The 12,465-nt window shown below is 41.7% G+C and carries 9 protein-coding genes; 7 read left to right on the top strand and 2 right to left on the bottom strand.

Features of this window, described 5'->3' with window-relative positions; all coding sequences use genetic code 11:
• Window positions 1-123: 123 nt before the first annotated feature.
• From uxaC to V7K30_RS17290, 5 genes are all read left to right on the top strand, one after another.
• Window positions 124-1,545, top strand: coding sequence for a glucuronate isomerase (gene uxaC / locus V7K30_RS17310; protein WP_335001247.1), 1,422 nt, complete (start codon window positions 124-126; stop codon window positions 1,543-1,545).
• Window positions 1,546-1,727: 182 nt separating this feature from the next.
• Window positions 1,728-2,564, top strand: a complete 837-nt coding sequence (locus tag V7K30_RS17305; protein ID WP_335001245.1) for an SDR family oxidoreductase — start codon at window positions 1,728-1,730, stop codon at window positions 2,562-2,564.
• Window positions 2,565-2,569: 5 nt separating this feature from the next.
• Window positions 2,570-3,868, top strand: coding sequence for a lactate racemase domain-containing protein (locus tag V7K30_RS17300; RefSeq protein WP_335001243.1), 1,299 nt, complete (start codon window positions 2,570-2,572; stop codon window positions 3,866-3,868).
• A gap of 886 nt (window positions 3,869-4,754) precedes the next feature.
• On the top strand, window positions 4,755-6,245 hold the full coding sequence (locus tag V7K30_RS17295; RefSeq protein ID WP_335001241.1) for an ABC transporter permease subunit: 1,491 nt from the start codon (window positions 4,755-4,757) through the stop codon (window positions 6,243-6,245).
• Entirely contained in the window at window positions 6,238-6,972 is a 735-nt protein-coding gene (locus tag V7K30_RS17290; RefSeq protein WP_335001239.1) for an amino acid ABC transporter ATP-binding protein, read from the top strand. The genes V7K30_RS17295 and V7K30_RS17290 overlap by 8 nt, the downstream gene beginning before the upstream one ends.
• A gap of 667 nt (window positions 6,973-7,639) precedes the next feature.
• Here the strand turns inward: V7K30_RS17290 and ruvC are convergent.
• Window positions 7,640-8,131 carry a crossover junction endodeoxyribonuclease RuvC gene (gene ruvC / locus V7K30_RS17285; RefSeq protein ID WP_335001237.1) on the bottom strand — a complete coding sequence of 164 codons (492 nt, stop codon included), beginning with the start codon at window positions 8,129-8,131 and terminating at the stop codon, window positions 7,640-7,642.
• Window positions 8,132-8,305: 174 nt separating this feature from the next.
• Here ruvC and V7K30_RS17280 point away from each other — a divergent pair, with 174 nt between their 5' ends.
• The gene (locus V7K30_RS17280; RefSeq protein WP_335001235.1) at window positions 8,306-9,676 is read left to right on the top strand and encodes a gluconeogenesis factor YvcK family protein; all 1,371 of its coding nucleotides are present in this window, start codon (window positions 8,306-8,308) and stop codon (window positions 9,674-9,676) included.
• Between the two features lie 61 nt (window positions 9,677-9,737).
• Window positions 9,738-10,193 carry a tRNA (adenosine(37)-N6)-threonylcarbamoyltransferase complex ATPase subunit type 1 TsaE gene (gene tsaE / locus V7K30_RS17275; RefSeq protein WP_335001233.1) on the top strand — a complete coding sequence of 152 codons (456 nt, stop codon included), beginning with the start codon at window positions 9,738-9,740 and terminating at the stop codon, window positions 10,191-10,193.
• Window positions 10,194-11,128: 935 nt separating this feature from the next.
• On the opposite strand, the gene V7K30_RS17270 is transcribed toward tsaE, so the two are convergent.
• On the bottom strand, window positions 11,129-12,304 hold the full coding sequence (locus tag V7K30_RS17270) for a patatin-like phospholipase family protein (RefSeq protein WP_335001231.1): 1,176 nt from the start codon (window positions 12,302-12,304) through the stop codon (window positions 11,129-11,131).
• Window positions 12,305-12,465 lie beyond the last annotated feature (161 nt).

Here is a 12,465-nt window from a genome sequence, read left to right as displayed (position 1 = left end):
ACCGAAATATCCTCTGATTAAAAACTCCAGGTTTCAAAATGGACGGGATTTATCTGCGTCCAGGCGTGAGGCAAATTCATATTTTCACTCAGCAATACTAAAGATTTTAACCAAACAAAAATTATGTTAACCAAAAAACCGACTTTATCTCCCGATCGCTGCTTTTCTCCAGAACCAATTCAAAGACGACTAGCCCATCAATTTTTTGACAGTGTATCTGCGCTACCTCTGGTCTGCCCACACGGCCACGTAGATCCAGCCTTATTAGCTAATCCAGCAGCCCGTTTTGGTTCACCGACCGAATTACTGATTATCCCTGACCACTACCTTTTGCGGATGCTCTATAGTCGGGGCGTACCTCTACAAGCTTTGGGCATACCTACCAGTGATGGTTCACCGCCAGAAACTGACCACCGCAAAATCTGGCAATTGTTCGCCGAACATTTTTATCTATTCCAGGGTACTCCGTCCGGGTTGTGGCTGAAAGACGAACTCACTAACGTCTTTGGCGTAGATGAACCTTTAAATTCTCGCAATGCCGGACATATCTATGATTACCTGGAAGGTCTGTTAGCTTTGCCTGAGTTTTCCCCTCGTGCTTTATTCAAACGCTTTAACATCGAAGTGCTTTGTACTACCGATGCAGTCAGTGATAGCCTAGAGAATCAGCGATCGCTCCACAAAGAAGGTTTTACTCAAATCAGACCAACTTTTCGACCAGATGCAGTAGTTAACTTGGATGCTCCTGGTTGGCGCGAAAATCTTACCAAATTGGAAAGCATTGTCGGCAGAGAAATTAGCACTTACGCCACTTTTGTGCAAGCTTTAGAAGAACGTCGAGCTTTCTTTAAAAAAATGGGCGCGACAGCTACCGATCAAGGTGCAGCTACACCTTATACCACACGCCTTTCCGACCAAGAAGCAGAAGCTATCTTTGCTAGAGCATTAACCGGCAAGCTGAATCCAGGGGATGTAGAACATTTTACCGGTCATATGTTCATGGAAATGGCGCGGATGAGTGTGGAAGATGGTTTGGTGATGCAAATGCATTGTGGTGTTATGCGTAACCATAACCCGACTTTATTTGAGAGATTTGGATCTGATAAAGGTGCTGATATTCCGCTAAAAATAGAATGGACTCAAAACCTGCGCCCGTTGTTATCAGCCTACGGTAATGATCAGCGCTTCCGCTTAATTATTTTTGGCATGGATGAAAGCACCCTAAGCCGAGAGATGGCTCCCTTAGCCGGTCATTATCCGACTATATTGATCGGGCCGCCTTGGTGGTTTCACGACAGCGTAAATGGTATGGAACGCTATTTCAATCAGGTAATGGAAACTGCCGGAATTTATAATACTGCTGGGTTTAATGATGATACCCGCGCTTTCGTTTCTATTCCGGCTCGTCACAATGTTTGGCGGCGAGTAGCTTGTAATTGGTTAGCCGGATTGGTAACACGGGGATTAGTTGAAGAAGAAGAAGGCTACGACATGGCCCGCGCTTTAGCTTACGACCTCGCTAAAGTTGCTTACAAACTAAACTAATACCAATTCTCCCAAATCAAACTATTAGCACTAGCCCTTTCAAGGTCACTCATAAAATCTCTTTTTCCTCCCTGCATCTGGAGCGCAACATTTCATTAATTCGTAGCGAATTATCTGCGTACCTTTGCGTTTAAATATTGACTTTTATTAATTACAAATTGCAATAACCAGGGAAATCATCGATGTCAGACTGGATTTTAAATAAACTTTTTAGCCTCAAAGAGCAGGTAGTAGTAGTCACAGGAGGTTCTGGTGTGCTTGGTGGGGCTATGGCAAAGGGTTTGGCCCTTGCTGGAGCGCGAGTAGCCGTTCTGGGTCGTAATGAAGCACGGGCGGGTGCGGTAGTAGCTGAAATTACCGCTAACGGTGGAGAAAGCATAGCTGTGCTGGCAGATGTTAGCGATCGCTCCCAATTAGAAATAGCCAAGGGTACAATTATACAGCATTGGGGTCAAATAGACATTTTGGTAAACATGGCTGGCGGTAATATTCCGGCTGCCACAATTACCCCTGATGCAACTATTTTTGATCTGCCACACGCAGCTTTTGAGGAAGTAGTTAGCCTAAACTTAGTCGGTACTCTACTGCCCAGCCAAGTTTTTGGTCAAGCGATGGTCGAAAAAAATCAGCCCCACGGTTGTATTGTGAATATTTCTTCTATGTCTGCTATTCGGGTGATTAGCCGCGTGGTTGGCTACTCAGCCGCGAAAGCGGGGATAGATAACTTTACTCGCTGGTTAGCCGTAGAACTCGCCCAAAAGTATGGAGATGGAATGCGAGTAAATGCGATCGCGCCAGGTTTCTTTATTGGGGAACAAAATCGAGATTTACTCCTAAATCCAGATGGAAGCTTGACTATACGCGGGCAAAAAATTATCGAGCATACCCCCGCTGGACGTTTCGGAAAACCGGATGAATTACTCAGCACTTTGATCTGGTTATGCAGTTCTGGTTCTAGTTTTGTCAACGGGGTAGTGGTGCCGGTAGACGGTGGGTTTAGTATCTACAGTGGAGTTTAATAATAATGTATTCACTGGCTGTAACTAACGGGACACTTTCAGATCAGCAGGTTTCCGAACTGGTTCATGAAGCTTTAGCAGACCCTAAGTTGGATGGACAGCGCATCTTGGTCTTAATTCCAGATGGTACCCGCACTGCTCCCATACCTCAAATGTTTCGATTGCTTCATCAGGAGTTGGGTAAAAGGGTTGCGGCTCTAGATTTTTTAATTGCTCTGGGTACACATAATCCCATGAGTAAAGAACAAATCAATCATTTGGTGGGAGTTACACCAGAGGAGCGAGAGACAACTTTTCAAAAAGTTCGCATCTTTAACCACCTTTGGAATATATCAGATACTTTCATTTCTTGTGGCGTAATTTCCGCAGATGAGATAGCAGAGATTAGCGGTGGAATGCTGCATCAGGTAGTTGATGTGCGTGTTAATAAGCTTGTAACAGAGTACGATCTAATAATTATTTGCGGCCCGGTCTTTCCCCACGAAGTTGTCGGTTTCTCTGGTGGAAATAAATACTTTTTTCCCGGTATTGGTGGTCAGGAAGTAATTGATCTATCACACTGGTTAGGTGCTTTAATTACCTGTTACGAAATTATTGGTACACCCGGAATAACACCAGTTCGGCGCTTGATTAACCGAGCCGCTAACCTGATTTCTACCCCGAAGCTTTGCCTAGCGATGGTGGTTGCACCAAAAACGAATCAGCTAGCTGGACTATATATAGATAAACCAGAGTCAGCTTGGGAATATGCTGCAAAATTATCGGCCAAACTGCATATTAAATATGTAGATCAGCCATTTAAACAAGTGCTTTCAGTAATGCCTCAAATGTATGACGACATTTGGACAGCAGCTAAAGGAATGTACAAGTTAGAGCCAGTAGTGGCCGACGGAGGTGAAGTAATTATATATGCTCCTCACATTACCGAGTTTAGCTATACACACGGCGAAATTCTAGCCCAAATTGGCTATCATGTCCGGGATTACTTCCTCAAACAGTGGGATAAATTCCAAGCGCATCCCGGTGGAGTGCTAGCTCATAGTACTCACTTAAAAGGTATGGGTACTTTTGATCCTATAAAAGGGGAACAAGCGCGGATTCGCGTCACTTTAGCTACTGGTATTTCTGCTGAACGCTGTGCTGCTCATAACTTGAACTATCGTGACCCGGCTACCATTCGACCCACTGAATGGGTTAACCGTGAGGATGAAGGTATCTTGCTTGTGCCAAAGGCTGGCGAGATACTATACCGTTTGACACTCCCCGCGCATTTATGCACCGGGATTCTTGAATTTAAAACATAACTTGCTCCGCAACGTCAACACTTAAGTAAGTCGGCGCTAATATTTCAAGCTATGTTAAGAAATTTAAATGTAGGGTGTGTTGTCGCGCAGCGCAAGGCACCGTCAACGATTCAAGATGCGTTAGCCTACGGCGTAACACAACTCCTGCGGGGAGACGCTGCGCGAACAACGCGGGAAACCCGCGCAACGCTGTGCATTGGTGTCAACTTAAGCGCAAACCCCTTTAAAACCTCGTTTCCAGCCAGAGACTGGAAATGCTCTTCAATTGCGGCTCTGCCGCTAGTCTTGAGGCTCCGCCTTATAGAACCCATTTGACATCTTTTGCTGGGGTGCTTGGCTTTGAAGTAAGCCGTTACTTTGCGATCAATGATAGAGCCTGCTTAACAAGACTGTTTTTTGCAATAACAGGGATAAAACCAGCTAGCTGCAAGGCTTTTAGTTTCAGGAATAGATCTCAAATGGGTTCTATATAGGCATTCCCAGTCGGAGACTGGGAACGAGGGAATCTATCAAAGCTTTGTCTAGACTGGTTTTTACGTTAAGTTGACACCAATGAACGCAGTGGCTCCCCTACTTCAAATTTATATTTCTTCATATACATTGAACTTTTCTCGCCCACTTACTTAGCTCGGACTTTCGGTGGCTCCGACTCCGTTCAGTTTCAATCGAAATCTTTTCCCATCATATGAGACGTGCTTAAATTCACGTCTCTTTCTTGTTTAGAATGTTTTTAGATAACTATTAGCTGCTCAGTTTGAAGAGTTTGTCTCATCACCACAAACACCAGATCAATATAGAGTTTTAGGTGTGACATTAATTCTTCTTTCTTTGGCTAGTGTCCATACTTAAGAGTTATACACTGTTTGCCTAAATAATTATCAAGTTCATGAATAAAAGAAAACTATGGTTATTAACGATGCTGCTTGCATCAATGATATTGATTAGTATCATCACAGCTTATAGCCATTCTCTAAAAGCAGCCTCATCTATTGGCAAAGACACCCTGACGATGATTACTTCCCCAGATTATCCACCTTATGAGTTTTATGATACTAACAAGGGTGAGAGGCAAATTGTTGGCTTTGATGTAGATATTGCCAAGACTCTTGCTCAAGAACTAGGATTTAAACTCAAGGTAATAGAATCCGATTTTAATGGATTAATTCCTGCACTGCAAGCGAAGCGGGCTGACTTTGTTATGGCTGGGATGACTCCCACACCAGAACGTCAGAAAAATGTTGATTTTTCAATTATTTATTACCAAGCAAAAGATACGATTGTCGCTCTCAAAAATAGCAATCTCAAACAGACTCAAGACCTAGCTCTTAAAAAAGTCGGGGTACAGCTGGGGACTATCCAAGAGCAAAATGCTAAAAAAATTGCCCAAAAAGTTACAGGGATTCAGCTAAAACAACTCAATAGAGTACCAGAAATAATTCAGGAACTCAAATCGGGGCGAATTGATGCAGCAATTGTCGAGGACACCGTTGCTAGAGGATTCGCCCAAGCCAACACAGATTTAGAGTTTAACATTATTTCCTCAGACGAGGTTAGTGGCTCGGCGATCGCTTTTCCTAAAGGTTCGGGTTTAGTAGAACCTTTTAATAAAGTCCTGCAACAAATGAAGGACAAAAAAGAAATAGAAAAATTAGTCACCAAGTGGTTTTCGCAAACTACCTCAACCGCTACTGTATCTAAATCTCCTACTAAAGGCGGGCTGAATCTAGACTTTACTAGAATTATCCCAGACATTCCCTTTATCCTCAAAGGCATCCCTTTGACATTGTTGTTTACGCTATTGTCAGTATTTCTAGGGTTAATTTGGGGTACAGTTCTTTCTTTGTGCAAAATCACTGCTATCAAGCCCTTCACCTGGCTTGCCAACGCCTACACCTCTGTATTTCGAGGTACGCCCCTGCTGTTACAGTTGGCTTTGGTTTACTATGCGACACCCCAGCTGACAGGTTATGATATCTCGGCTTTAGAAGCAGGGGTGCTAACTTTTACCCTCAACTCTGGGGCTTATATGTCAGAAACCATCCGGGGTGGAATTCAAGCAGTAGATAAAGGACAAACTGAGGCGGCGATGTCTATGGGTATTCCTTATCGCTTGATGATGTGGGACATAATTTTGCCCCAAGCATTGAAGAACATTCTACCTGCATTGGTGAATGAAACTATTGGACTGTTGAAAGACTCAGCTTTGGTATCAACAATTGGTGTAGTGGAAATATTACGCAGTGCCCAAATTGTTGGTGCAAATAAATATATCTACTTTGAACCTCTGCTGTTTGCGGGGTTAATCTACTATGTTTTAGTTATGGGTCTGACTAGGAGTGCATCCGTTTTAGAAAGGAAGTTAAGACAAAGTGAGTAAAGTCGTAATTCGGACAGAATTCTTGTGTAAATCCTTTGGCAAACTCGATGTACTAAAAGATATTTCTACGGAGATTCGCCAAGGGGAAGTCGTTGCTATTCTTGGGCCTTCTGGTTCGGGTAAATCTACCTTTCTGCGGTGCCTGAACTTGCTAGAACGCCCCACTAAAGGCAGAATCTATTTTCATGAGCAAGAAATCACTCATCCCAAGGTAAACGTTGCCAAGGTTCGTCAACAGCTAGTGATGGTGTTTCAACACTTTAATCTATTTCCCCACATGACAGTATTGCAAAATGTCACCTATGCTCCGATCAAAGTGAAAGGAGTAGAGAGGCAGTTAGCCCAAAATAAAGCGATGGAGTTATTGACAAAGGTGGGCTTAGAGGAAAAAGCAGATGTCTTTCCATCCAAACTATCAGGAGGACAGAAACAAAGGGTAGCTATAGCCCGCACTTTGGCAATGGAACCAGAGATGATTTTATTTGATGAACCCACCTCTGCTTTAGACCCAGAAATGGTCAAAGATGTACTCCAAGTGATGCAAGATTTAGCTCAGACAGGGATAACAATGGCGATTGTTACCCATGAAATGGGATTTGCTAGAGTTGTAGCTAGTCGAATTATGTTTCTCGATCAAGGGACTTTAGCAGAAGATACCACTCCCAACAAGTTTTTTCAAAATCCTCAGTCCCAAAGGGCCAAGCAATTCTTAGAAAAAATGCTTTAGTTGACTTTTAATGCCAACGGGACTTAAACAAAAATTAAGCCCAAATGTAACCTAAACTAGCTTTCTCTTTTTTGAGCTTTATGAGTAAACACATCATCAAACTGTTGACACCATTTGTCAAAGCAAGGGGGCATGGCTGCGGGTGGTGAATAAGACTAAAAACCAAGTGCAATTACGACACTATACAGAACTAGGTATAAAAGCTTTGTATCCAAAAAGTTTTTCTACGTATATACCTGCTCTATCGGTATCAAACATATTATCGATTTCATTCACAAGGGATGTTTTTTAATCCATATTATCAAATCTCTTTAATATCAGTAATAAAGAATTTTTTGCGCTTCTGTATGATATAATTAAACGCTAATTATTATTAAAGAAGCAGCAACTAAATGCATGGTTTCTTTGGCCTTAGTTCCCTGAGCGGTCAGTACACTTACCATAGCTTTGATAGACTCGTGTGGATTATCAGCCAACGCACTCACTAAACCGGATTTGAATTTCTGGAAATAGCTCACACAGTTCTTTCAATTGCACGGCTGCGTAATAAGCTTTAGGTAGCATTTTTATCCTTCTACATGAAGCAAGACTTAAGCATTTGTACTTCTGTGCCAGTTAGAAAAGAAGTTTATTGTTCATTTGAGAACTTTATTGTTTGCGTACAAACCTACACCTGAAACCAAGCAGTCAATGCTACTGCCAAAGCATCGGCAGCATCATCAGGCTTGGGAATTTCATCTAAATCCAACTCCCGCGCTACCGCCTCTTGCACATCTAACTTATCAGCATTGCCATAGCCTGTTAAAGCTTGCTTAATTTGAGCAGGAGTAAACTCTACATAGGGAAGACGACGCTGGCCCAACACCAAAATGAGTACGCCCCGCGCCTGTGCAACCAGGATTGTACTTGACATCCGATAGAAGAATAGTTTCTCGATCGCCACCAAATCTGGTTGAAATTCCTCCATTAGGGTGTGTAAATCATCAAACAAGGTACATAGGCGCTGTCCCATTTCTACACCTGCTGACGTTTTAATTACCCCGAAATCCAGCATATTTACTGTAGTCTCTTGCACCTTGTTGGGAATTTGTGTACAGGTAATTACCCCAAATCCTAAAATTGCCAGTCCTGGATCTAATCCTAAAATTCGTTTTTCCATTAAATTCACTTTTGCCAAGCCAGGCTATTGTTTAAGTGGGAATACTGGCAATCTTCACGACTTTCTCTTAGTCTAATGGGATAGACAAATATAATAGTTTCACGCCTGGTGTTTTAAACCAAGTGGTGTACATTTTCTGTTAATTATTGTTTGTAGCACTGCTCCAAATCAGGTATGTCAATTGGTTTTCTCAGACAAGCCCTCAACGCCCTGCAAAAGCAGTCGCGCTCTCGTACTTCCTATCGGGTTAATCAGTGGTTCAAATGGTTATCCCCTGGACTATCGGTAAAACGTTGGTTGTTAATCAGTGTTGGGGGTGTACTGCTGGCGAGTTTGGGGTTAGCTATTTGGATTAAGCTGACCCCAATTTTTTGGATGATCGAGTTGTTTAGGAATTTTCTGGGAGTAATCACCAACATTTTACCCAACTATATCAGTGGGCCTTTGGTGCTGCTTGGCGGCTTGCTGTTAGTGCTTTGGGGGCAAACTCGCACTGTAGGCTCAATTACTAAGGTACTAAGAGCAGAAGGCGGAGAGGAACTCATTGATGTCTTGCTGGCACATCATCGATTGTACCGAGGCCCGAAAATAGTGGTAATTGGTGGTGGTACGGGACTTTCTACGTTGTTGAGGGGACTGAAAACCTATAGCGCTAATATTACTGCTATTGTCACTGTCGCCGACGATGGTGGATCTTCTGGGCGGTTGCGTCAAGAATTTGGAGTGCTACCACCAGGGGATATTCGCAATTGTTTGGCTGCACTAGCAGATGAAGAAAAGTTATTGACAGAATTGTTTCAATATCGTTTTCGGGCTGGAGATGGGTTGACAGGTCACAGTTTTGGCAATTTGTTTTTAACGGCAATGAGTGATATTACTGGAGATTTAGAACAAGCAGTTGCAGCCAGTTCCAAAGTGCTAGCGGTACGGGGACAAGTACTACCAGCAACTCTCAGTGATGTTCGCCTCTGGGCAGAATTAGCCGATGGTCGCCGCATTGATGGGGAGTCTAGCATTCCCAAAGCTGGCGGTAAAATTGTTAAAATTGGCTGCACTCCAGCTAATCCCCCAGCAGTACCAGCAGCTATTAAGGCTCTTAAAGAAGCTGATTACATCATTATTGGCCCAGGTAGCCTTTATACAAGTCTGATTCCTAATTTATTAGTACCAGAAATTGCCGATGCGATCGCTCAAACAGATGCCCCCCGTATTTATATCTGCAATATAATGACTCAACCAGGAGAAACTGAAGGTTACACTGTTGCCGATCACATCAGAGCAATTGATGCTGCTTGTGGGCAAAGACGGCTATTTGATGCTGTGCTAATACACAAAAAATCCCCCTCGGAGCAATCACTCATCCGCTACGCCCAACAAAACTCCCATCCAGTTTTCCTGGATAGAGAAGCCGTAACTCAGCTAGGGCGAAGGATTGTTCCAGCTAATGTTTTGTATGAAGATGAAACAGGTTTTGTCCGTCACAACCCGCAGAAACTAGCACGAGTGTTATTGCGGTGGTACGGTAGAGGTCATCACGGAAGATGAAAATTTGTCATTTGTCCTTTGTTTAGACTAATGAGTAATGACAAATGACTAATGACTAATTATGAAAATTTTTCTTGCAGATCCAGAGGCGACGCTACGCTTAGGTATTACTCTTGGTGAATCCCTGACCCCTGGCAGTGTAATTTTACTAGAAGGTGATTTAGGCGCTGGTAAAACTACCCTAGTTCAAGGCATTGGCAAAGGTTTGGGAATTGCTGAACCCATTGTCAGTCCCACTTTCACGCTGATTAATGAGTATACGGAAGGACGCCTCTCCCTTTACCACCTGGATTTATATCGCTTAGAACCACAAGAAGTTGCAGCCTTGAATTTAGAAAGTTACTGGGAAGGTGTTGAAGTCATACCAGGAATTGTGGCAGTTGAATGGGCAGAACGATTGCCCTACAAGCCAGATAGTTATCTGAGTGTGAGTTTGACTTATGGGCATGGGGGCACTCGTCAAGTCGAACTCATACCATTCAATTGTGCCATTAGCAAAGTCATTGCCGCGATTTAAGCTCATCTCCCGACTGAAGTACGAGAGATTTCACTTTTTTGATCACAACACTAGAAAATTTCTGCAAATAGTCGAGGGAGAACTCCACACTCGTCCTATCTGCCACTACCACGCTCACCACTGTCAGTCACTAACATTGTTATCTCAACCAAAAATAAACGAAAGAATTGTTCAACAGCAGATATATTGCAATAGGGTTCAGTTAAAGCTAAAAACAGAGGTACAAATAGGTTGAGTTTTTTCCCTTCACCCCTTTAAAAAGGGAGTCAATCCAGACGCGGGAATCTTGTCCGAATAGTATTGAACCTACAGTGATTCTTAACTGAACGGTATTGATATATATTCCGGATTGGCATCTAGTAGCTTTATTGCTGTAATAAGCAGTTAAAAACTGATTTAGATGGTGTACGAATCAAGCAAATGTAAATAAACTGTTGTTGGATTAAATGAGAATTTTTACAGAACTTAGTCAGTTTGGTTGAACCAGATTAGTTTCCTACTATCATTCAAAGAAGCAATCGGGATTATTTAGCAGCGAAAGCTAGTCGAGAAAAATTAAACAACAATCAATTTATGTATAAGTTGTCTAACTTTACTTACACTTAGTATTCCCCAGTTAGGCTCACAATCTATACACAATCAGAAACTATTTTCTGATTGTGTAAAAGAAATTTAACTAATTTTATCTAGCAAATATTTCTTCTATTCACATCTGTAATTAGCACTGAACTCAAGGAAATATTAAATAAAAAATCTCGTATTTCTACGAGATTTTTTATCTTATATTAGTTGATATTAATATGCCTACGTGGTTGCACTAGTAGTCTATCAAGTTTAAATAGATGGCTAAACAAATTTGTAGTAAAGACTTTAGTCCTTATTTTCTCAGCACTAAAGTCCTTATTACAAACCCTCAAAACTAGCTTGACAAAGTATTAGTTATCTTTAATGAAAGAGGCGATCGCCTTTTTTATCGGATAACCGGAGTCGTCTCTGGTATAGTACGTAAGACCTTTATCAATGAATGCAGAGGTAGTATCTATTAACTGCTGAAGAATCTCCGAACTAGTGTTATCTATTTCTTCAGTAATTTTTTTTCCTGTAAATCGGTTTTTTCGCTCTTCTGGAGGTAATACAATGCGAGGATCTTTATAAGTCTCTTTTGGTTTGGGTTCAAATGTCTCATTTAAGTCAAACTGAAGACGTAAGTAACGTTTAGAATCGTATCCACCCATGATTTGTCGGCAAATCGTACTACCAATCTCAGATGTAGGTTCTATAAAGATATTAGTAAGATTTTGTACCCAGTCTAAACCTCTCCATTTGCTTATTTGCTCATATTGATATGGTTTACCAGTTTGACCTGTGCCAATAGAAAGAATAGAAATATCTTCCAATCGCAGATTATCAAGTTTATACTTTTGCTTGATTGTTGGAGAGACTGAAGACTGACTAATCCTCATAACTAGACTTAAAGCTGCAAGAGAGGGGTTATTAGCAGATACTCCTCCATCAATGTGTGGGAATTCCCAATCACCAAATTTTTGTTTATCTACAGGTTCTAATTTATATGGTGGGAAAAAAGTGGGAGCTGAGGCAGAAGCGGTACATATCTCCCATAAATAACAGTCATCGTACCATCTATCTCCTAGATCGGGATGACAATTTGTAAAAAAGGTTGTATTCCGATATAGCGTATCGTAAGCAAGAATCAAGATAATAGGTTTTTCAATATCCTTTATTCTTGTGGATTTATACGCATCTTTGAGGACGCTAATAATTCCATCATGAGAATATTTAGGTGCTGAGAATACATCAATAATTGGTTGAATGATGGACGGTAAATTTTTATAGCGCTCTTTTCTACTGGGCGGGAATATATCTTTACCTCTATCTCTATACAGTTTAATTAGTTCATCACTATCCTTTCCTACAGCAATTCCTCCTGCTAATATTGAACCGGTAGAAGTGCCAGCAATCAGGTCAAAGTATTCGTGTAAAAAGTTTCCTTTCCCCTGATTTCTAATTTCTTGTTCTACTTGTTGAAGTATTCGTGCTGCAATGACTCCACGAATACCGCCACCGTCTAAAGCCAAAATTTTGAAGGACATAGAAATTCTCCTTGATTATTTCTATAGTTATGTTTCCGGGGATATTTTCTGGGGACAAGCATTATGAGATGAATCGCAATACATTTCCATTAGCTTGTTTACTCTTATCCATCTGGAAGAATACCTAAGTTTTTTTAACGAACCGCCATCTCTACGAGAGG

Origin of the sequence: Nostoc sp. (assembly GCF_036917655.1) — a bacterium.
Lineage (GTDB): Bacteria > Cyanobacteriota > Cyanobacteriia > Cyanobacteriales > Nostocaceae > Nostoc.
Note: the sequence above shows the minus strand (reverse complement) of the source record. Positions and strands in the feature narration are given on the sequence as shown.